General features: G+C 70.7%; 19 protein-coding genes and 1 pseudogene. 11 read left to right on the top strand and 9 right to left on the bottom strand.

What is annotated here, in order from left to right; translation table 11 throughout:
• Nucleotides 1-8 precede the first annotated feature (8 nt).
• Nucleotides 9-1,688 carry an acyl-CoA carboxylase subunit beta gene (locus tag ACT3UN_RS05470; RefSeq protein WP_444656666.1) on the bottom strand — a complete coding sequence of 560 codons (1,680 nt, stop codon included), beginning with the start codon at nucleotides 1,686-1,688 and terminating at the stop codon, nucleotides 9-11.
• 98 nt (nucleotides 1,689-1,786) lie between these two features.
• Here ACT3UN_RS05470 and ACT3UN_RS05465 point away from each other — a divergent pair, with 98 nt between their 5' ends.
• The 5 genes from ACT3UN_RS05465 (at nucleotide 1,787) to ACT3UN_RS05445 (ending at nucleotide 6,199) form a co-directional block, all read left to right on the top strand.
• Nucleotides 1,787-2,722 (top strand): biotin--[acetyl-CoA-carboxylase] ligase, encoded by a 936-nt coding sequence (locus tag ACT3UN_RS05465; RefSeq protein WP_444656664.1) that lies wholly within the window; start codon nucleotides 1,787-1,789, stop codon nucleotides 2,720-2,722.
• A 12-nt stretch (nucleotides 2,723-2,734) separates the two neighbouring features.
• Nucleotides 2,735-3,298, top strand: coding sequence for a PH domain-containing protein (locus ACT3UN_RS05460; RefSeq protein ID WP_301442598.1), 564 nt, complete (start codon nucleotides 2,735-2,737; stop codon nucleotides 3,296-3,298).
• 81 nt (nucleotides 3,299-3,379) lie between these two features.
• Entirely contained in the window at nucleotides 3,380-4,585 is a 1,206-nt protein-coding gene (locus tag ACT3UN_RS05455; RefSeq protein ID WP_441578789.1) for a 5-(carboxyamino)imidazole ribonucleotide synthase, read from the top strand.
• Nucleotides 4,586-4,661: 76 nt separating this feature from the next.
• Entirely contained in the window at nucleotides 4,662-5,138 is a 477-nt protein-coding gene (purE, locus tag ACT3UN_RS05450; RefSeq protein ID WP_075811356.1) for a 5-(carboxyamino)imidazole ribonucleotide mutase, read from the top strand.
• A gap of 11 nt (nucleotides 5,139-5,149) precedes the next feature.
• A complete protein-coding gene (locus tag ACT3UN_RS05445) occupies nucleotides 5,150-6,199 on the top strand; it encodes a YdcF family protein (protein WP_301442597.1) in 1,050 nt (349 codons plus the stop codon).
• 33 nt (nucleotides 6,200-6,232) lie between these two features.
• Here the strand turns inward: ACT3UN_RS05445 and ACT3UN_RS05440 are convergent, their stop codons facing one another.
• The 5 genes from ACT3UN_RS05440 to ACT3UN_RS05420 all read right to left on the bottom strand — a co-directional run bounded on the left by ACT3UN_RS05440 (nucleotide 6,233) and on the right by ACT3UN_RS05420 (nucleotide 10,924).
• Complete coding sequence (locus ACT3UN_RS05440; RefSeq protein ID WP_301442596.1) at nucleotides 6,233-6,439, bottom strand: hypothetical protein; 207 nt, start codon at nucleotides 6,437-6,439, stop codon at nucleotides 6,233-6,235.
• Nucleotides 6,436-7,254, bottom strand: a complete 819-nt coding sequence (locus tag ACT3UN_RS05435) for a carbohydrate ABC transporter permease (protein ID WP_301442601.1) — start codon at nucleotides 7,252-7,254, stop codon at nucleotides 6,436-6,438. The genes ACT3UN_RS05440 and ACT3UN_RS05435 overlap by 4 nt, the downstream gene beginning before the upstream one ends.
• Entirely contained in the window at nucleotides 7,254-8,330 is a 1,077-nt protein-coding gene (locus ACT3UN_RS05430; protein ID WP_441578776.1) for a carbohydrate ABC transporter permease, read from the bottom strand. Before ACT3UN_RS05430 ends, ACT3UN_RS05435 begins: the two co-directional genes overlap by 1 nt.
• A 103-nt stretch (nucleotides 8,331-8,433) precedes the next feature.
• The gene (locus ACT3UN_RS05425) at nucleotides 8,434-9,702 is read right to left on the bottom strand and encodes an ABC transporter substrate-binding protein (protein ID WP_301442594.1); all 1,269 of its coding nucleotides are present in this window, start codon (nucleotides 9,700-9,702) and stop codon (nucleotides 8,434-8,436) included.
• A 166-nt stretch (nucleotides 9,703-9,868) separates the two neighbouring features.
• A complete protein-coding gene (locus ACT3UN_RS05420; RefSeq protein ID WP_301442593.1) occupies nucleotides 9,869-10,924 on the bottom strand; it encodes an ABC transporter ATP-binding protein in 1,056 nt (351 codons plus the stop codon).
• 65 nt (nucleotides 10,925-10,989) lie between these two features.
• Between ACT3UN_RS05420 and ACT3UN_RS05415 the strand changes: the two genes are divergently transcribed.
• From ACT3UN_RS05415 to ACT3UN_RS05395, 5 genes are all read left to right on the top strand, one after another.
• On the top strand, nucleotides 10,990-12,297 hold the full coding sequence (locus ACT3UN_RS05415) for a sensor histidine kinase (protein WP_441582982.1): 1,308 nt from the start codon (nucleotides 10,990-10,992) through the stop codon (nucleotides 12,295-12,297).
• A gap of 53 nt (nucleotides 12,298-12,350) precedes the next feature.
• Nucleotides 12,351-13,124: a response regulator gene (locus ACT3UN_RS05410; protein ID WP_444656661.1), complete on the top strand. Its 774-nt coding sequence runs from the start codon at nucleotides 12,351-12,353 to the stop codon at nucleotides 13,122-13,124.
• Nucleotides 13,125-13,215: 91 nt separating this feature from the next.
• Nucleotides 13,216-14,157: an ABC transporter ATP-binding protein gene (locus ACT3UN_RS05405; RefSeq protein WP_301442590.1), complete on the top strand. Its 942-nt coding sequence runs from the start codon at nucleotides 13,216-13,218 to the stop codon at nucleotides 14,155-14,157.
• Nucleotides 14,158-14,163: 6 nt separating this feature from the next.
• Nucleotides 14,164-14,916: an ABC transporter permease gene (locus tag ACT3UN_RS05400; RefSeq protein ID WP_441578773.1), complete on the top strand. Its 753-nt coding sequence runs from the start codon at nucleotides 14,164-14,166 to the stop codon at nucleotides 14,914-14,916.
• Between the two features lie 10 nt (nucleotides 14,917-14,926).
• The gene (locus ACT3UN_RS05395) at nucleotides 14,927-15,403 is read left to right on the top strand and encodes a hypothetical protein (RefSeq protein WP_301442588.1); all 477 of its coding nucleotides are present in this window, start codon (nucleotides 14,927-14,929) and stop codon (nucleotides 15,401-15,403) included.
• Here the strand turns inward: ACT3UN_RS05395 and ACT3UN_RS05390 are convergent.
• Both ACT3UN_RS05390 and ACT3UN_RS05385 read right to left on the bottom strand, forming a co-directional pair.
• Nucleotides 15,390-16,106 carry a TIGR03089 family protein gene (locus tag ACT3UN_RS05390; RefSeq protein ID WP_441582984.1) on the bottom strand — a complete coding sequence of 239 codons (717 nt, stop codon included), beginning with the start codon at nucleotides 16,104-16,106 and terminating at the stop codon, nucleotides 15,390-15,392. The genes ACT3UN_RS05395 and ACT3UN_RS05390 overlap by 14 nt on opposite strands.
• 27 nt (nucleotides 16,107-16,133) lie before the next feature.
• A complete protein-coding gene (locus ACT3UN_RS05385) occupies nucleotides 16,134-16,718 on the bottom strand; it encodes a VanZ family protein (RefSeq protein ID WP_441582985.1) in 585 nt (194 codons plus the stop codon).
• Between the two features lie 34 nt (nucleotides 16,719-16,752).
• On the opposite strand from ACT3UN_RS05385, the gene ACT3UN_RS05380 reads away from it, so the two are divergent.
• Nucleotides 16,753-18,624, top strand: coding sequence for a bifunctional ADP-dependent NAD(P)H-hydrate dehydratase/NAD(P)H-hydrate epimerase (locus tag ACT3UN_RS05380; RefSeq protein WP_441582986.1), 1,872 nt, complete (start codon nucleotides 16,753-16,755; stop codon nucleotides 18,622-18,624).
• A gap of 13 nt (nucleotides 18,625-18,637) precedes the next feature.
• Here ACT3UN_RS05380 and ACT3UN_RS05375 read toward each other — a convergent pair.
• Nucleotides 18,638-18,851, bottom strand: a pseudogene (locus tag ACT3UN_RS05375) (hypothetical protein); the annotation flags it as partial.

Below are 18,851 nucleotides of genomic sequence, written 5' to 3'. Positions count from 1 at the left end.
GTCTCCTCCTACAGTGGCAGGTTGCCGTGCTTGCGGGCGGGGCTGTCGACGACCTTGCGTTCCAGCAGGCCGAGACCGTCGATGAGCCGGGCGCGGGTCTGCGACGGGGGGATCACCGCGTCGACGTAGCCACGCTCGGCGGCGGCGTACGGGTTGACCAGGGTCTTCTCCACCTCGTCGGTGAGCTCCACGGTGAGGGCGTCGACGTCCTTGCGGCGTTTCTCGGCCTTGGCCAGTGTCTCGGCGTGGACGGCGGCGACGGTGTTCTGGGCGTCGGCGTTGGAGATCTGGGCGCTCGGCCAGGCGAAGACGAGGTCGGCGCCGATGTTCTTCGAGCCCAGGGCCACGTAGGACGTCCCGTAGGCCTTGCGCGTCACCACGGTGACGATGCCCACGCTGGCCTCCGCCACGGCGTACAGCAGCGGCGCGGAGTTGCGCAGCAGGCCACCGCGCTCCTCGTCCTTGCCGGGCATGAAGCCGGGGGAGTCCACCACGAAGACGAGGGGGAGGTTGAAGGCGTCGCAGGTGCGGACGAAGCGGGCGGCCTTGCGCGACGCCGCGGCGTCCAACGCGCCGGCGAGCACCATCGGCTGGCTGGCGACGACGCCGACGCTGCGTCCGGCGACGCGGGCGAAGCCGGTCAGCACGTTGCCGGCGTAGTCGGGCTGCAGCTCCAGGAAGGACCCCTCGTCGACGATGCCGGCGAGGACGTCGGTCACGTCGTAGCCGGCCAGCGGGGAGTCCGGGATCACGGCGTCCAGGGCGTCGGTCGCGGAAGAATCCGAAGAATCCGAAGAATCCGAAGAATCCGAAGAATCCGAAGAATCCGAAGAATCCGAAGAATCCGAAGAATCCGAAGAATCCGAGGCATCCTCGCCGAAGGGCACCACCGAGCGGTTGTTGGACGGCAGCTGCGACAGCGCTGCCTGCACGAAGTCGAGGGCGGCGCGGTCGTCGGCGGCGGTGTGGTGCGAGGTGCCCGTCACGGCGGCGTGCACGGCGGCGGAGCCCAGGTCGTCGGCGGTGACGTCCTCACCGACGACACGGCGGGTGATCTCCGGGTCGGTGAGGTACAGCGACGAGGAACCGTCCACCATCACCACCAGGTCGGCCAGGACCGGCTGGTGCGCCTCGGTGCCGGCCGTCGGCCCGGCGATCACCGAGATCTGCGGCACCACACCGGACATGCTGGTGCGCAGCCGGTACAGGCGTGCGGCCATGCCCAGCGACACCACGCCCTCCTTCACCCGCGCGCCGGTGGAGTCGTGCACGCCCACCAGCGGCACACCGGAGCGCAGCGCCAGCTCCATGACCTTGACCAGTTTCTCGGCGTGCACCTCGCCCACGGTCCCGTCGAAGACGGTGCCGTCCTGCGAGAACACGCACACCTGGCGGCCGTCCACGGTGCCGTAGCCGGTGACGACGCCGTCGGACACCGGCCTCGAGCGGTCCATGCCGTAGGCGTTGGCGCGGTGGCGTGCCAGGGCGTCGATCTCGACGAAGGATCCGTCGTCCAGGAGGTGGTCGACCCGCTCGCGGGCGGTGAGCCGGCCGGACCCGTGGATGTCCGCGACGGCCTCGTCGCCGACCGGGGCGGACGTCTCCTCGAGACGGATACGGAGATCCTCGAGTTTCCCTGCGGTGGTAGACGTGTCGACCTGGCGCGGGGCGGGGGTGGGTGAAGTCATGGCCTACAGTCTAGGAGCAAACCCGTCCGGAAGTCCTCACCGCCTGGCCGGTGCGGCCCACTCCGCCGTCGGGGCGCGGGCGCGTTATCCTTGTGGCCATGACAGGTGCCCCGTCTGAATCCGTCGACCCCGGGAACTCTGGCCCCGGGAACTCCCGTGCCGCGCTGGACGCGACCCGCCTCGCCCGCCTCGTGGCGGACGGCGCCGGGGCGGGGGTGGCCGGTCCGCTGACCGTGGTCGGCACCACCGGTTCCACCAACGCGGACCTGGCGGACGCCTACCGCGTCGACCCGGACATCGCCGACCGTTCGGTGATCCTGGCCGAGGAGCAGGTCACCGCCCGCGGACGCTTGGGCCGTCGGTGGTCGGCGCCGGCGGGCGCGCAGGTGATCATGAGCGTCCTGCTGCGTCCGTCCGCCCGGGAGGTGCCGGTGGAACGCTTCGGCGAGCTGCCGCTGCTGGTCGGGGTGGCCGTGGCGGAGGCCGCACGCAGCGTGGGGGTGGACGCGCAGCTCAAGTGGCCGAACGACGTGATCGTGCCGGAGGCCCCCGGCGAGCGCACCCCGCACGGCTACCGCAAGCTCGCCGGCATCCTCGTCGAGGCGGTGAGCACCAACCCGGTCGCCGTGGTCGTGGGGGTCGGGCTGAACGCCTCGATCACCCCGGAGGAGTTCGACGAGGCCGGTGTCGAGGCCGGCACCTCCCTGACCACGCAGGGCGCGTCGTTGGCCTCGGTGGAGGACCGCGAACGCGTCGCCGCCGCGGAACTGCGGAGCATCCTGGCCGTGGACGAGGCGTGGCGCTCCGGCGGGGCGGCGCTGGACGGGCTGCGTCGGCGTTACCGGGAACTGTCCGCGACCCTGGGCACCCGGGTGCGCGCCGAGCTGCCGGGCGGCGAGGAGCTCACCGGCACGGCCGTGGACCTCGACGCCCACGGTGGGCTCGTCATGGAGACAGGCGCGACGGGCACAGGGGAGCGGCGGACCGTCACCGCCGGTGACGTGGTGCACCTGCGCCCCGTCGGACGAGGGTAAGGGGGCGCGGTCGTGCCGAAGATCCAGTTCGCCCCGGACGAGCAGGTTTTCGCCGAGCTCAGCCCCTCGCGGCGCAGCACGCTGTTCCCGGTGCTGGAACTCATCGTGATCACCGGGCTGGTCTGGATGGTCGTGGGCCTGCTCGACTCCTACCTCGGCGGGCTGGCGACCACGTGGGTCGGCTACGTGCCGGACAACATCGGCGACGTCCCGCTGCTCGTCGGCGAGTCGGACGCGTCCACCGCCACCGCGGCGCTGTGGGCGCGCCGGGCGTTGCTGGTGCTGTGGGTGTGGCTGGCGTGGCGGAGGTGCCTGCGTCACCTGCTGTTCCGCCACCGCAGCCGGATGATGCTCACCGACCGCCGGCTCATAACCGCCACGGGGCACCTGCGCAGCCAGGTCGGCGAGGTGCCGTTGGGTCAGATCGTGGACGTGAGCGCGCACAAGTCGGAGGTGCGTGTGTTCCTGCGTGGCGGCGGGCGTCCGCTGGTGCTGCGCGACGTCCCCTACGCCCGCAGGTTCGCCCGCATGGTTCGTTCCCGCATCCCGGTGAACCTGCCGCGGCCGCTATACTGAACCACCGTGACTGACGAGCAGAAGAACCTGGAACCAACTCTGGACCGAACTCTCGCCCGCCCGGAGGCGCACTCCCCGGACATGCCGCTGGTCACCGTGATCGGTGACGGCCAGCTGGCCCGGATGATGCAGCAGGCCGGCATCGAGCTGGGGCTCACCGTGCGACTGCTCGCCGGCTCGGGGGCGTCCTCGGCGTCGCAGGCGACGGCGGACGTGTGGCTGGGGGAGTACACGCGGGAGGACGTGGTCCGCGCGGTCTCGGACGGTGCGGACGCGGTGACCTTCGACCACGAGCACGTGCCGAACGCCTACCTCGAGGGCCTGATCGCCGAGGGCGTCAACGTCCAGCCCCAGCCGTCCGCCCTGATCAACGCGCAGGACAAGCTGGTGATGCGTAAGCGCATGCGCGAGATCGGTGCCCCGGTGCCGCCGTTCCTGGCGGTGGAGACGGTGGAGGACGCCACCGGTTTCTGGGACGCCACCGACGGTGCCGTGTGCCTGAAGGCCCGCCGTGGCGGCTACGACGGCAAGGGCGTGTGGTTCCCCGGCTCGCGTGAGGAGACCGCCACCCTCGTCGCCGAACTGCTGGCGCAGGACGTCCCGCTGATGGCGGAGAAGAAGGTGCGTCTGGTGCGCGAACTGTCGGCGATGGTGGCGCGCACCCCGTCCGGCGAGGTCGCGTCCTGGCCGGTGGTGGAGTCGGTGCAGGCCGACGGGATCTGCTACCTGGCGGTGTCGCCGGCGCCGGTGGCGTCGGACGGCCAGGCGCGTGTGGTGGCCCAGGCCCACGACCTGGCCCGCGAGGTCGCCGCGGAGCTGGGCGTCACCGGTGTGCTCGCCGTGGAGCTCTTCGAGACCGAGGACGAGGCCGGTCAGCCGGAGATCATCGTCAACGAGCTGGCCATGCGCCCGCACAACACCGGGCACTGGACGCAGGACGGCTGCGTGACGAGCCAGTTCGAGCAGCACCTGCGCGCCGTCCTGGACCGCCCGCTGGGCTCCACCGAACAGCTCACCGGTGCCACGGTGATGGCCAACGTCCTGGGGCACGACGAGGCGGACCCGCAGATGCCGATGCCGGAGCGCATGGACGAGGTGTGGCGCCGCTTCCCGACGGCGAAGATCCACCTCTACGGCAAGGACTGGCGGCCGCGCCGCAAGATCGGGCACGTGAACATGTCGTTGCCCTTCGGGCAGGCCGCCGCGGCCGACGCGGTGGAGGCGCTGCGCCGCGACGCGCGCCTGGCGTCCGACTTCCTGGTGACGGCGCGCTGGACGGACGCCTGACGGGGTAGGATCGGTCGGCGTGACTACCGAGAGCAGTGAACACAACGTGGCGCCGACCCCGCTGGTCGGCATCGTGATGGGGTCGGACTCCGACTGGCCGACCGTGGAGCCTGCCGCGCAGGTCCTGGCGGAGTTCGGCGTACCCATGGAGATCGGTGTGGTGTCCGCCCACCGCACCCCCGAGCGGATGCTGGACTACGCCCGCGCGGCGCACACCACCGGGGTGAAGGTGATCATCGCCTGCGCCGGCGGCGCCGCCCACCTGCCCGGCATGGTCGCCGCGGCCACCCCGCTGCCGGTCATCGGTATCCCGCGGGCGCTGAAGAACCTCGACGGGCTCGACTCGCTGCTGTCCATCGTGCAGATGCCGGCCGGTGTGCCGACCGCCACGGTGTCCATCGACGGGGCGAAGAACGCCGGCCTGCTGGCCGTGCGCATGCTGGGGGTGGCCGATCCCCGTCTGCTGGAGGGCATGGTCGCCTACCAGGAGCGCATGCGCGACGAGGTGCTGGAGAAGGACCACCGTCTCAAGCAGCAGCTGATGGGGGAGTAGGAACCGCCGGAATGTCGGGAATGCTGCTGGTCACCGTCCTCGTCGCGGTGGCGGTCGCCGCCACGGCGTGGACGGTGAAGTCGCGGTCGCGCTGGCACGGCAACGGGCTGATGGTGCTGCTCGTCGCCGAGTTGATGTGGGCGTGGCTGATCGTCGCCGCCCACGGCGGCGGTTTCCCGGTGCCGTTGTGGATCTCGTGGGGGATCTCGCAGCTGCTCGTGGCCGGCGTGGGGTGGGTCGTCGCCCGGTGGATGGGAGACGCCCTGCCCGGGGTCGACGGTCGCGGCTGGTTCCATCTGAGCACCGTGGTCGCCGCGGCGATGATGCTGACCCTCGGACTCGGCAGCGCGGTGCTTGCCACGGCCGCGTGGCGCACCTGGCGTAGCTGGGGCCCGGGCGTGAACGACGCCCTGATCGTGCTCACCGTGCTGGGTGCCGCCGGGGTGGTGCTCTGGGTCGCCGCGGTGGGCTCGATGATGCTGTTCCTGTGGCAGGTGCGGCGGGGTCGACACCGGCCGGTGCCGGTGGATTCCGGTGGCGCAGGTGTGGACGCCGTGGTCGTCCTCGGCGCGGGCCTCCACCACGACAAGGTCAGTGCACTGCTGGCCTGCCGGTGCGACCGGGGTGCCGCTGCCTGGCGCACGCTGACCGACGCGGACCCGGGCTCACCGGTGGAGCTGATCGTCTCCGGCGGGATGGGGGAGGACGAGCCCTGCACCGAGGCGGAGGCGATGCACCGCTACCTCGCGTCCCGCGGATTCCCGCGCGAGGTGATCCTGGAGGAGCGGGACGCCACGGACACCACCGAGAACCTCCACTTCAGCCTCGACCTCCTGGCAGGGCAGGGGGTGCGTCACCCGTCGATCGTGGTGTGCACCTCGGACTTCCACGTGATGCGCACCGAGCGCATCGTGGCGATGCTGCAGGAGGAGCGGGGTGGCAACGGGCGTCCCTTCGACGCGGTGGTGCTGGGTGCCCCGACGCCCAAACCGTCGTTGCCGGCGGCGTACCTGCGCGAGTACGTGGCGCTGATGATCCACCGGGTGCTGGGGCGGGCCTGAGACGGTGCGGGGAAGGCTGGCGTCCTTCGTCCTTCAGTCGTAGCGGCGCCACCGGCGCCACACCGCCCACGTGGCGAGGAGGAGCGCGGCGAGCAGCAGGGCGGGCCACACCGCCGGGTCGTCCTGGAGCACGTTCCACACGGCCTGGACGAGGGCCAGGACGCAGAAGAACGCCAGGAATCCGAGGACCGCCTCCAGGACGGTGCGTCGGCGACGGTACTCGGATCTGTCGGGGGTCACTTCACGCCACCGGCGGTCAGCCCGGAGACGATGCGGCGCTGGAACACCAGCACCATGACCACCAGCGGGATGGTCACCAGCGCGCCGGCGGCCATCGTGGCGGCGTAGGGGAACTGGAAGGCGCTCGCCCCGGTGAAGCGGGCGATGGCCACCGTCACCGGCTCGGTCGACGTGGTGGACAGCTGCTTGGCCAGCATGAACTCGTTCCACGTGGCGATGAACGCCAGGATCGCGGTGGTGAACAGCGCCGGGGCGGCGAGCGGCAGGATGACCTTGCGGAAGGCGAGTCCCCGCGACGCCCCGTCCACCCGGGCGGCCTCCTCGAGCTTCCACGGCAGCTCACGGAAGAAGGACGTCAGGGTGTAGACGGTCAGCGGGAGGACGAAGGAGATGTTCGGGATGATCAACGCCTGGTAGGTGCCGATCCAGCCGATGTTGCTGAACAGCTGGAACAACGGGGTCACCAGGGCGATGCCGGGGAACATCGAGGCGGCGAGGATGATGCCGGTGACGAACCCCTTGCCGCGGAAGTCCACGCGTGCCAGGGCGTAGGCGGTGAAGACGCCGACGACCAGGGCGATGGCGGTGGTCGCCACGCCGATGATCAGGCTGTTGCCGATGGCGCGCAGGAAGTTGTTGCCCGCGTCGGTGGCCAGGGCGTCCTTGAAGTTGTCGAGGGTGAGGTGGCTGGGCACCGGGTTGGTGGAGAAGGTGTGGGCCTTGTCGCGGAAGGCGGTGACCACCATCCAGTAGAACGGGGCGAGCGCCCAGACCAGGATGACGAGCACGGGCAGGTAGTTGCGGACGACCTTCATCATCGGGTGGCCTCCGTGGTTTCTTCAGGGGTCTTGTCACCGGTCGTGTCGCCGGTCGTGTGCCGGGGTTCCGGGGGTTCGTCCGGGTCACGTCTGCGTCCGAACAGGCCCCTGCGTGCCGTGCGCGGCATGTTCTGCGTGCCGGCGACGTCGGCGCCGAGGAACTTCACCATCACGAAGGCCACGGCGAAGATGAGCAGGAAGATCAGCGTGGACACCGCCGAGGCGGAGTTGAAGTTGCCGGACTTGGTGTCGGTGATCACCAGCTGGCTGATCACCGCGGTCGGCGAGTTCGTCGACTCGCTGATCATGATCACCGGCAGGTCGTACATGCGCAGCGCGTCCAGGGTGCGGAACAGCACCGCCACCATCAGCGCCGGCTTGATCAGCGGCAGGGTGATGCGGGTGAACTGCTGCCAGCGTGACGCCCCGTCCACCCGCGCGGCCTCGTAGACCCCGCCGGGGACCATCTGCAGGCCGGCGAGGATCAGCAGCGCCATGAACGGTGCGGTCTTCCACACGTCGGCGATGATCACGGCGAAGCGGGCGGCCCAGGGGTCGGTGGTCCAGGCGACGTTCAGCCCGAACATGGAGTTGACGATGCCGTCCGGGGCGAAGATGAACTGCCACAGCTTCGCCGTCACCGCCGTGGGGATCGCCCAGGGGATCAGCACCGCGGCACGCAGCAGGCTGCGTCCCCAGAAGGTCTTCGACATGGTGATCGCCATCCACAGCCCCAGTGCGGTCTCCAGGGCGACGGTGACCACCACGAAGAACAGGGTGATCCACAACGCCGGCCAGAAGTCCGTGGCCAGGTTGCCCGGCGCACAGGTCGTGGCCTCCCCGGTGGGGGACAGGCACCGCTGCGTCAGCCAGTACAGGTAGTGGTCCAGCCCGGCGAACCCGCCGTCGACGAACATACCGGTGTCCGGGTCGAGGTGACGGTCGGCCTGGAAGGACAGGTAGACCGCGCGCAGGATCGGGTAGCCGATGACCACGGCGAGCAGCGCGAGACTGGGGCCGACGAGCCACACGGCGCGCAGGTCACGCTTCTTCTGGGGTGTTACGGAAGTCACAGGGTGAACCTTATCGGTAAAACGCGACGCCCGGAATGCCGTCGACGGGGTGCGACGGCAACCGGGCGCTGCGGCTCTGGCGGGGAGGAGAGCGGGACCGTGGTTAGCCGGTCACGTTCGCGATGGCGGACTCCATGTCGTTCGTCGCGTCCTCGACGCTCTTGCCGCCGGTGATGGCGGCGTAGGCGTTGTCCTGGACCGCCTTGGACAGCGAGTCGTAGGACGGGGACACCGGGCGCGGCTCGGCGTTCTCCAGCGACTCCTTCAGGGCCGGGAGGTAGGGGAACTCCTCGATCAGCGACTCATCGTCGTAGATGGAGGACAGCACCGGCGGGAAGGACTCCTCGGCGAAGGAACGCTGGTTCTCCTCGCTGATGATGAACTGCATGAAGTCCAGGGCGGTGGCCTTGTTCTCCGAGTTCACGTTAATGCCGTTGTTGTAGCCGCCCAGGGTGGAGACGCCCACCCCGTCCTTGCCGACGAGCGGCTGGACCTCGACCTTGCCGGCGACGGCGGAGCCCTCGGCCTCGGCCTCGCCGTACATGTACGGCCAGTTGATCGCCATGGCGTTCTGGCCCTGGGTGAAGCTCAGGTTGGTCTCCTCCTCGGTCGCACCGGTGGAGGAGCGGGAGATCGTGCCGTCCTCGTAGGCGTCGACCAGGGCCTGCAGGCCCTCGCGGGACTCGTCCGAGGTCACGGTGACGTCGCCGTTCTCGTCGAGGATGCCGCCGCCCCAGCCGCTCATGAAGCCGGCGGTGGAGACCGTGAGTCCCTCGTACTGCTTGAGCTGGGTGATCAGGCAGTCGTTGTTGTCGTCGGTGACCTCCTCGCAGGAGGAGACCACGTCGTCCCAGTTCTCCGGGGCCTCGGGCACCATGTCGGTGTTGCGGTACAGCAGCTGGCCGTTGGTGTTCTGCGGCAGCGCGTAGAGCACGTCGTTGTAGGTGGCGGAGTCCACGGTGGCCTCCAGCAGACCGTCGGTGGAGACCTCGAGGTCGTCCTGCAGCGGGGCGAGCCAGCCCTGCGCGGCGAACTGCGCGGTCCAGACCACGTCGAGGGCCATCACGTCGATGTCGGAGGCGCCGGCCTGCAGGGACTGCACGAGCGTGTCACGCTGGGCGTCCGCCTCGCCGGCGAGCTCCTGGAGGGTGACCTGCTCGTCCGGGTTGTCCTCGTTCCACTTGTCGATGATGGGGCGGAGCTTGTCCGTGTCGTTCTTGCCCATCGCGAAGGTGATGGGGCCGTGACCGTCGGAACCGCCGTTGCCCCCGTTCCCCCCGTCGCCGCCGTCGTCGGAGGAGCAGGACACCAGCGCTGCGCTGAGCCCGACGGCCGAGACACCGGCCAGGATCTTCTTTGAGAGGTTGGCCATGGCCCGAACCTTTCTACGTAGGTACGGCTCCGCACGACCACCGCCGACGGAACTCAACTGATGAAACGTCACCCCCACCGTGGCGGGAGGTGCGAGGCACGCCGCCGGGCGGGTTCTTCGGTTGAGTGTAGTATCTGCGCACCGGATCCGGGGTGCAACGGGGGTGTCAGCTCACCCGCCGACCGGACACCGCGTCGAAGAAATGCACCCGGGCTGTGTCGGTGAGGGTGAACGAGACGCTCCCCCCGATGCGCGGGAGCTCCGGTGCCTGCGCCTGCGACTTCGCGGTCACCTGGCCGGCCGCGGTGTCGGCGTAGACGTTGGAGTCCGCGCCGAGCTCCTCGACCAGCGACACCGTGCCGCCGAGACCGTCCTGCCCGGCGCCGACCACCAGGTGCTCGGGACGCACCCCCACCAGCAGCTCGCCGGTGACCCCGTCGGGCCGTCGGACGCCGAGACCGGCCAGCTCGTCCTGCCCGGCGGGCAGGACGAGCAGGTTCATCGCCGGGGAGCCGATGAACCCGGCGACGAAGGCGTTGACCGGCTCGTTGTAGAGCCTCTGCGGTGTGTCGACCTGCTGCAGCCGTCCGTCCCTGAGCACCGCCACGCGGTCGCCCATGGTCATCGCCTCCACCTGGTCGTGCGTCACGTACACCGTGGTCACGCCCAGGTCGTGCTGCAGCTTCACGATCTGGGCGCGGGTCTGCACGCGCAGCTTCGCGTCCAGGTTCGACAGCGGCTCGTCCATGAGGAACACCTGAGGCTCACGCACGATCGCCCGGCCCATCGCCACGCGCTGCCGCTGACCGCCGGAGAGGTCCTTGGGCTTGCGGTCGAGGTAGTCACCCAGGTCGAGCAGGTCGGCGGCGTGCTGCACACGCTCGGCGATCTCGGCCTTGGGCCGCTTGGCGATGGTCAGCGCGAACGCCATGTTCTCGCGCACCGACATGTGGGGGTAGAGGGCGTAGTCCTGGAAGACCATCGCGATGTCCCGGTCACCGGGCTCGACACCGGTCACGTCGCGCCCGCCGATGGTCACCGCGCCCGCACTCGTGGGTTCCAGGCCCGCGAGGGAGCGCAGGATCGTCGACTTTCCGCAGCCGGACGGCCCGACGAGCACGAGGAACTCGCCGTCGCCGATGGCGAGGTTGAGGTCCGGGACGGTGGGGGACTCGGCACCCGGGTACCGGATGTCCACATGCGAGAATTCGACGTCGGCCATGGTGGGGAATCATACCGCAGGACGATCCGTCGCAGGTGGGGACTGCCGTAGGATCTGAGAGCGTGATGGAACAGCCGGAAGTCGCCGTGACAACCCGCCCCCGGGCGCCGAGAGCCCCGCAGGCCCAGCGGGGGCCGTTCTGGCGCGACCGGGGCCTGTGGCTCCAACTCGTCATCCAGTCGGCCGTGTTCTTCCTGTTCGGCGCGTTGGACGCGGGCAACGCCTTCTCCTTCGGCAGTCCGGTGCCGGCCTGGATACTCGTGGTCGGCTACACCCTCGTGTTCGTCGGGCTGCTGGTGCAGCGGTGGCGTGCGGAGCTGGGGCTGGCCATGGTCGCCGTCGGTCTGCTCGCCGCGGGTGTCAGCCTCTCCGGCATCTACCTCCTGGCCTACCTCGTGGTCTGCTACGAGGCCTGGTTCGTCTCCGCGTTCGTCCGGCGCCGCCGACGCATGTGGCTGGCGTTGATCGTGGCGGGCTCGGTCGCCGAGGTGGTGGTCGTCAGCGTGATGTCGGGACGAGGCATGGCCTGGGGCGCGTCGGCGGCCACCGTCGACCCCGCGGTGGAGCAGTACAGTCCGCCGCTGGTCCAGCTCCTGGTGATGTGTGTGGTGCTGGCCCTGCTCGCGGTGATCTCGATCGGCCTGTTCTGGCAGCTGGGCTTGACCACGCGCCGCCAGTACCAGCGCATGGAGTCACTCGCCGCGCGGGCGGAGCTCGCCGCCGTCACCGAGCGCACGCGTATCGCCCGGGAGATGCACGACATCGTCGCCCATTCGCTCACCGCCGTCATCGCGCAGGCGGACGGCGGGCGCTACGCCGGACGTCAGGACCCGGCCAAGGCCATCGAGGCGCTCGACACGATCAGCGCCACCGGACGCGACGCGCTGGCGCAGATGCGCCAGCTACTCAGCGTCCTGCGCAGTGACGGTGGCGCAGGTGTCGGTGCCGGGAGCACCGGCGACACCACCCGGGACACCACCGCCCCGCCCGGGGTGGCAGGGGTGCCGGGCCTGGTGGACGACGCGCGCCGCTCCGGCCTCACCGTGGACTACGAGGTCCTCGGTGTGCCCGTCGACGTGGACGTCGCCACGGGTCTCACGGTGTACCGCACCGTGCAGGAGTGCCTGACCAACATCCTCAAGCACGCCGGGCCGACCCGCGCCCGGGTGCTCGTGGACTGGAACGTGCCGGGCAAGATCCACCTCACCGTGGACAACGCGCCGGGGACCGGGCTCATCGACGGTGACGGGTCCGACGGGCAGGGGCTGGTCGGGTTGCGTGAACGTGCCAGGATCCACGGGGGCACGGCAGAATGGGGTGCGTCGGCGACGTACGTCGGCGGTTGGCGGGTCGACGTGGTGCTCGGCATCTGAGCGCACTGTCCACCAGGGGCACAAGGTATGAGGTACGAGGAGCACGGGAGAGCATGAGCGAACACACGATCACCGTCGGACTGGCCGACGACCAGCAGCTGGTGCGCGCGGGGTTCGGCATGGTGCTGGACTCGCAGCCGGACATCAGTGTGCTCTGGCAGGCGGTCGACGGAGCCGAGGCGGTCCGTCTCACCACGCGGCAGCCGGTGGACATGATCCTCATGGACGTGCAGATGCCCGAGCTCGACGGCATCGCCGCGACGAAGCAGATCGTGGACGCCGGGGTCGCGGGCCCCTCCGGTGAGCCGACCAGGGTGGTGGTGCTGACCACCTTCGACAACGACGAGTACGTGATGGGCTCGATCACCGCCGGCGCCAGCGGCTTCCTGCTGAAGGACGCCGACCCGGAGGAGCTCATCGACGCCGTGCGCACGGTGGGGGAGGCGGAGGCGGTGATCTCGCCGAAGGCGACGGCGCGGCTGTTGCGCCAGGTCAGGGGAGGGGCGGCCCCCGAAACGAACCCCGAAACGAACCCCGAAACGAACCCCGAAACGAACCCCGAGACCGCCCCGTTGGACGTCGCCGCGGCCGCCGCGGCCCTGGACCTTCCGGACCCCCTGACTCCGCGTGAACTCGAGATCCTCGTGCTGGTGGCCCGCGGCTACTCCAACCCCGAGATCGCCCGGCGGCTGTTCGTCTCCCTGCCCACGGTGAAGACGCACGTGGGGCGGATCCTGGCGAAGACGGACTCGCGCGACCGGGTCCACGCCGTGCTCTTCGCCTTCAGCAACGGGCTGGTAGACCCGGTGCGCGTGCTGGAGGACTGAGCCGGAGGACTGAGCTGGAGGACCGGCACGGGGGCGGATCTCATACCGTGGCACGATGCGAACGACGGTCGCAGGAGGCAGACTGTCAGCCATGATCACAGTAGAAGGTTTGACGAAGAGGTACGGACGGCAGGACGCCGTGAAGGACCTGACGTTCACTGTCCCGGACGCCGCGGTCACCGGTTTCCTGGGGCCCAACGGGTCGGGGAAGTCGACGTCGATGCGCTGCATGCTGGGGCTGGACAGTCCCACCGCAGGTCAGGCACTGTTCGACGGGGAACCGTTCGCGAAGGTCGCCGACAAGCCGTCGGTGGCCGGCGCGCTGCTGGAGGCGTCCTGGTTCACCCCCGCGCGCAGCGGACGCTCGCACCTGCGCGTCCTGGCCCGCGGTGCGGGCATCCCCGACTCCCGGGTGGAGGCCTGCCTGGAGCTGGTGGGCCTGTCCGCGGTGGGCGGCAAGAAGGTCGGCGGCTACTCGCTCGGCATGAAGCAGCGCCTCGGCCTGGCCGGGGCACTGCTCGGTGACCCGGCACACCTGATCCTGGACGAGCCGGTCAACGGCCTCGACCCGGAGGGCGTGAGCTGGATGCGCCACACCATCCGCGCGCTGGCCGCGGAGGGACGCTCGGTGCTGGTGTCCTCGCACCTGCTCTCGGAGATGCAGCTCACCGCCGACCGGCTGGTGGTCATCGGCCGCGGCGAGCTGATCGGCGAGTACTCCATGGAGGAGTTCCTCGCCGGCGGCAGCCGCGTGTCGGTCGAGACCGTGGACGCGCGCTCCGCGACGGTCCTGGCGGAGGCGCTGCGCAGCGCTGGTTTCGAGGCCGGGGCGGGAACGGGCGCGCAGGACGTCGTCCTGACCGTCGCCGTCCCCGACGGTGCGAAGGACGCGACGGTACGTCGCGCCGTCGCGGAGACCGCACTCACCAACGGCATCCCGGTCACCGCACTGGGTGTGGAGCACGACAACCTGGAGGCCCGCTTCCTCGAGGCGACGTCCGGGGCCCAGGAATACCGGACCGGAAGGAACTAGACAGACATGCCAACACCAACCTCATTGCTCAACGCCCTGCGCTCGGAGACCACCAAGGTCCTGAGCATGCGCTCGTCGGTGGTCTACACGATCCTGATGGTCGGCTCGCTGTCCGCCCCGGTCGCCCTGTTCATGATCTTCGCCGACGCCCCCGACCAGGTCGTGGACTGGGCGTTGCTCTCCGCCGGCGCGATGATCTTCCAGATCGTGGCGATCATCTTCGCCGCCGCGACCACCGCCGGCGACATCCGCAACAACATGCACGCCCAGGCGTTCCTCACCCAGTCCGACCGCTCCCTCTGGATCCTGGCGAAGGTGGTCGTCACGATGGTGTTCACCGCCGTGACCTACCTGGTGGGTACGGCGCTGGCCCTGGTGGCGGGGCTCGCGTTCGGCGGGACTGCGGAGCTCGGCACCGGCGTCGCGCAGTTCGGTGCGAGCCTGCTGGGCAGCGTCGTCTTCGCCGCCGTGTCCGTGGGTCTGGCCGCGGTGATCCGCAGCCAGGTCGGTGCGGTCGCGCTGCCGATCGTCTGGCTGATGGTCATCGAGGGCATGCTCGCCATGGCCACGGGACGCTACGAGTGGCTGCGTCCGGTCGCAGCCCTGGCCCCGGGACTGCGTCAGGGACAGCTGGCCTACGGCGCCGACCCCTACGAGCTGGGGGTGAGCACCTTCGGCTGCTACGTGATCCTCGTCGGCTGGGTCGTTGTCATGACCGGTCTCGGACTGTGGCGCAACGCGCGCACCGACGTCCGGTAGCGTGTGCCCCATGGAGATCAGCATCGGGGACACCGGCCGCACACTGACCCTTCCGGAGCACTGGCAGGGACTGGACACCGTGCCGGAGGACGCGCCGGGCACGGTGGCCTTCGGGTACCGCACGGCGTCGAGCTTCGCCGCGGTGACCCTCGCCCCGCTCGACGGGCAGATGATGCCGGTCGACCGCGACGACGTGATCTCGGGGATCCGCCCGGCGCTGGAGGAGGCGGACGCCGAACTCGTCGACGTCGACGCCGGGGAGACCCCGTCCGGTGACCTGCTGGTCTACACCATCGTGCGCACCCCGGAGCCGGCGGAGGGCGAAGGCGCCGGGGAGGGCGACCAACTGAACCTCACCCTGCACTTCGCCCTGGAGACCGGCGAGTACATGGCCCCCTACATGGTCCAGGGGTTCCTCCTGGGCGACCAGGACGAGGCCCTCGACCAGGCACGCGACCTGGTCACCCGCGTCATCACCGCGGAGTGACGGTGCCGCGCTCGGTCTCGGCGAGGTGACGCAGCCGCTCGGCGGCGTCGTCGGTGGAGGCCACCACGGAGCCGCCGACGAACAGGGGGAGCAGGGTGTCGACCAGGCCGTCTGTGTCCGCCCACGCGCCGGTGACCGCCCGGGTGCCGGCCTCGAAGCGCTGCGCGGCGCGCTCACGAAGCTGCGCCCCGGTCACCTCCGAACCGTCCGAGGCGTGCAGCAGTACGGTCTCTGCGCCGTCTCGACCGCCGGTCTCCGGACCGGCGTAGCGGTCGCCCTGCACCCGCAGCTCCGGGGAGAGGTCCGTGACCCCGAAGTCGACGTCCCCGCCGGCCTCGGCGACACCGCGTCCGAAGGGGTCGGTGGAGAGCTGGAGGACCTCGGCGTCTGTGTCGGGATGCGCGTCCGGATCCGTGGTCACCACCGCGGCCGCCGATGCCGCGGCGGGCGCGTCCGGTGAGCACACCGCGACCCCGGCCCGCCAGCAGCCGACGACGATGGCGGCGGGCATCCAGTCCGCCGGTGCGTCCACCACGACCACGTCACCGGGGCCCAGCCCCAGCTCACCAGCCATGAGGTTGCCGCCCTTGGCGGCCCAGTTGGCCAGGGTGGCGGCGGAGAGTTCCATGCGCCCGGCGTCCGTGTAGGTCGTCAGGCGGGGGGAGGCGGGGTCGGTCGCGAGGAAGGGGGACAGCAGATCCATGGCGACCACACTAGCGGTAGCGTCCGGTCATCCGACGACCTTGTCCGGGTCGCCGAGCGCCGGGCCCAGGATCACCAGCACCACGAAGACCAGCACCGCCAGTCCCACGGCCGCGGTGAGTACGGTCTGCCACCTCTTCGACCACACCGGACGCGAGGCGAACCAGCAGGCGATCCAGGCACCGAGGGCGGCGCCGGCGGTGTTGCTGATCAGGTCGGTCACGTCCGAGCGTCCCAGGGAGAACACGTACTGCGAGACCTCGATGCCCAGGCTGAAAAGGGCGGCGATGCCCACCGTCCACCTCCACCGGCAGGACAGGACCATCAGCATCATGCCCAGCGGCACGAACAGGGCGAGGTTGCCGAGGATGTCGAAGACCCAGCCGAAGGTGGTCGAGGAGTCCTCGATGATGCCGAAGGGCACGAGACGCAGCTGGCGGACCCGCTGGTTCTCCGGCTTCCACAGCAGCCCGATGGTGTAGAAGGACTTCAGCGTGGTGAGCGCCAGGATGACCCCGGCGTACCCGAGCAGGGTCACCGAGACCCACGTCCGCCAGGGCGTGCGCACGGCAGGTTCCACTTTGGCGGGGGAGGGTACGGCGGTGGTGTCCATGCGAAGAGACATTACCGGGCCGTAGCGTGTGGGTATGAGTCAGCAGGAAGCGTCGCCGAGAAACTACGAGGTCCCGGGCAGTCTGCAGGGTGAGGTGTTCACCGTCGGCGAGGTCCGCGCCGCGGAGCATCCGCTCCTGGAGGCGCAGGACGGGCCGGACGCGCTGATGCGCTCGGCGGCGTCGGCAGTGGCGCAGGCCGCGCGGGTGATGCTCGCCCGCGACAACCGGCTCAGCGCCGACGACCGGGTCCTGGTCGCCGCCGGTGGCGGCGGCAACGGCGGCGACGCCTTGTACGCCGCCGCGGAGCTGGCGGCCGAGGGATGGTCGGTGGACGCCGTCCTGTTCGGACGCGACGGGCGGGTGCACCGCCGGGCGTTGGACGCCTTTCTCGCCGCCGGCGGCACCGTGGTCGAGGTGGACAGTGTGTGGCGCCGTCCCTCGCACCACCGGCTGGTCGTCGACGGGGTGCTCGGCATCGGCGGGGACGGCGGCTTGTCGCAGGGGCCGGCGGTGCTGTTCGCCTACGCCACGGCCTGGTTCGTGCCCGTTCTCGCCGTGGACGTGCCCTCGGGGATCGCCGCGGACACCGGCGCCACCCCGGCGATGATCGACGTGGAGGACCCGCCGGACCCCCGTGCCGAGGAGTGGAACATGCCGGGACTGACGGTGCTGACGCGGACCCGGGTGCCGGCGCACGTCATCGCCGACGTGACCGTCACCTTCGGCGGGCTGCGCCGGGCGCACGCGGTGAGCGCCTACTGCGGGCAGGTGCTGCTCGCCGACGCGGGCCTGGATCCGGAGCGGACGATCTCCGCGGAGTTGTCCGGGACCGTGCGGGACAGGGCCAGACTGTCGGTGACCACCGTGCGCGCGGTGACCCCGGAGTGCGAACGCCCCATGGACGAGGAGTACGACGTCTCCGGAACCCTGCTGCTGACCGGGATCGGATGCGCCCATGCCGACGGTGCGCACGAGCCCGGCCCCGACGACGACAAGTACTCCGGCGGGGTGGTCGGAGTATGCGCCGGCTCGGCGGTGTACCCGGGGGCCGGCGTGCTCACCACGACGGCGGCGGTACGCACGACCAGCTCGATGGTGCGTTACGTGGGGCTGGGCGGGGGAGAAGCAGCGCAGACAGCCGCAGCGGAGGTCGTCCGGGCCTGCCCCGAGGTCGTGTGGTCGCCGGGCGTGGCGCGCACCGGCCGCGTGCAGGCCTGGGTGGCGGGACCAGGAAGGGGCACCGGGGAGGACGCCGCCGGTGAGCTAGCCGAACTGCTCGGCCGCCCGGAACCGTTGGTGCTCGACGCCGACGCGATCACCCTGCTCGCCGGACGTGGGGACCTGCGCTCGGCGCTGCAGGGGAGGGCCCTGCGCGACGAGGCCCCGGCGGCCACGCTGCTGACCCCGCACGCCGGAGAGTTCCGCCGGCTGGCCGAGGTGTTCCCGGAGATCCCCGACCCCGAGGAAGACCGCATCGGCGCGGTCGTGGCGCTGTCGGATGCGCTGAACTGCGCGGTGCTGCTCAAGGGCCGGCGCACGCTGGTCACCGACGGCAGGGCGGTGTCCTGCATCGACGCCGGATCGTCCTGGGGGGCGACCCCGGGTTCCGGGGACGTGCTCTCCGGGATCCTCGGGGCCCTGGCCGCGGAGAGAGAGGCGATGTTCGGTGACGAAGCGAAGGCAGCGCAGGGACGTCCCTCGTTGCCGGACGACGGTGACGGGCGTCGTCCCCGGTGGAAGGCTGCTTTCCCGGCACCCCAGGCGGTGGTGCTGCATGCTGTGGCCGCCGAGTTGTCGGCCCGGACCCCGGCGGGGCACGCCCCGACGTCGGCGAGCCGTATCGCCGAGGCGATCCCCCACGCCGTGGCGTCCTGCGCCCCGACCGTGCGGACGCGGCGCTACTGACGCCGGCGGCGGATCAGTTGATGCACATCGGGCCGTCGCCGCCGGCGTCGATCGCGCCACGGTCGCTGGTGGCGTCCGACTGCTCCGGGGTGCCGGTGTTGCCGACGGTCCCGGAGTCACCGGAATCTCTGCCCTCGGCGCTCTCGTTCTCGCCGAGCACGTCGCCACCGGTGGCGTCCTCGCCGGGTGTGCCCACGTTGTCGGAGCTGCCCGAGCTGCCTGAGGAT

The sequence above is a fragment of the Corynebacterium sp. AOP12-C2-36 genome, from assembly GCF_052379185.1.
Taxonomy (GTDB): Bacteria; Actinomycetota; Actinomycetes; order Mycobacteriales; family Mycobacteriaceae; genus Corynebacterium.
The sequence above is the reverse complement of the archived record's forward strand: the minus strand, read 5'-3'. Positions and strand labels throughout refer to the sequence as shown.

Excerpts from the sequence above, each read along its gene's own strand:
- ACT3UN_RS05410 (WP_444656661.1), top strand. The coding sequence starts at position 12,351 with ATGAGCGAACACACGATCACCGTCGGACTGGCCGACGACCAGCAGCTG.
- ACT3UN_RS05465 (WP_444656664.1), top strand. The coding sequence starts at position 1,787 with ATGACAGGTGCCCCGTCTGAATCCGTCGACCCCGGGAACTCTGGCCCC.
- ACT3UN_RS05405 (WP_301442590.1), top strand. The coding sequence starts at position 13,216 with ATGATCACAGTAGAAGGTTTGACGAAGAGGTACGGACGGCAGGACGCC.
- ACT3UN_RS05435 (WP_301442601.1), bottom strand. The coding sequence starts at position 7,254 with ATGAAGGTCGTCCGCAACTACCTGCCCGTGCTCGTCATCCTGGTCTGG.
- ACT3UN_RS05445 (WP_301442597.1), top strand. The coding sequence starts at position 5,150 with ATGTCGGGAATGCTGCTGGTCACCGTCCTCGTCGCGGTGGCGGTCGCC.
- ACT3UN_RS05400 (WP_441578773.1), top strand. The coding sequence starts at position 14,164 with ATGCCAACACCAACCTCATTGCTCAACGCCCTGCGCTCGGAGACCACC.
- ACT3UN_RS05420 (WP_301442593.1), bottom strand. The coding sequence starts at position 10,924 with ATGGCCGACGTCGAATTCTCGCATGTGGACATCCGGTACCCGGGTGCC.
- ACT3UN_RS05395 (WP_301442588.1), top strand. The coding sequence starts at position 14,927 with ATGGAGATCAGCATCGGGGACACCGGCCGCACACTGACCCTTCCGGAG.
- purE (WP_075811356.1), top strand. The coding sequence starts at position 4,662 with ATGGGGTCGGACTCCGACTGGCCGACCGTGGAGCCTGCCGCGCAGGTC.
- ACT3UN_RS05425 (WP_301442594.1), bottom strand. The coding sequence starts at position 9,702 with ATGGCCAACCTCTCAAAGAAGATCCTGGCCGGTGTCTCGGCCGTCGGG.
- ACT3UN_RS05380 (WP_441582986.1), top strand. The coding sequence starts at position 16,753 with ATGAGTCAGCAGGAAGCGTCGCCGAGAAACTACGAGGTCCCGGGCAGT.
- ACT3UN_RS05470 (WP_444656666.1), bottom strand. The coding sequence starts at position 1,688 with ATGACTTCACCCACCCCCGCCCCGCGCCAGGTCGACACGTCTACCACC.
- ACT3UN_RS05390 (WP_441582984.1), bottom strand. The coding sequence starts at position 16,106 with ATGGATCTGCTGTCCCCCTTCCTCGCGACCGACCCCGCCTCCCCCCGC.
- ACT3UN_RS05415 (WP_441582982.1), top strand. The coding sequence starts at position 10,990 with ATGGAACAGCCGGAAGTCGCCGTGACAACCCGCCCCCGGGCGCCGAGA.
- ACT3UN_RS05455 (WP_441578789.1), top strand. The coding sequence starts at position 3,380 with ATGCCGCTGGTCACCGTGATCGGTGACGGCCAGCTGGCCCGGATGATG.
- ACT3UN_RS05385 (WP_441582985.1), bottom strand. The coding sequence starts at position 16,718 with ATGGACACCACCGCCGTACCCTCCCCCGCCAAAGTGGAACCTGCCGTG.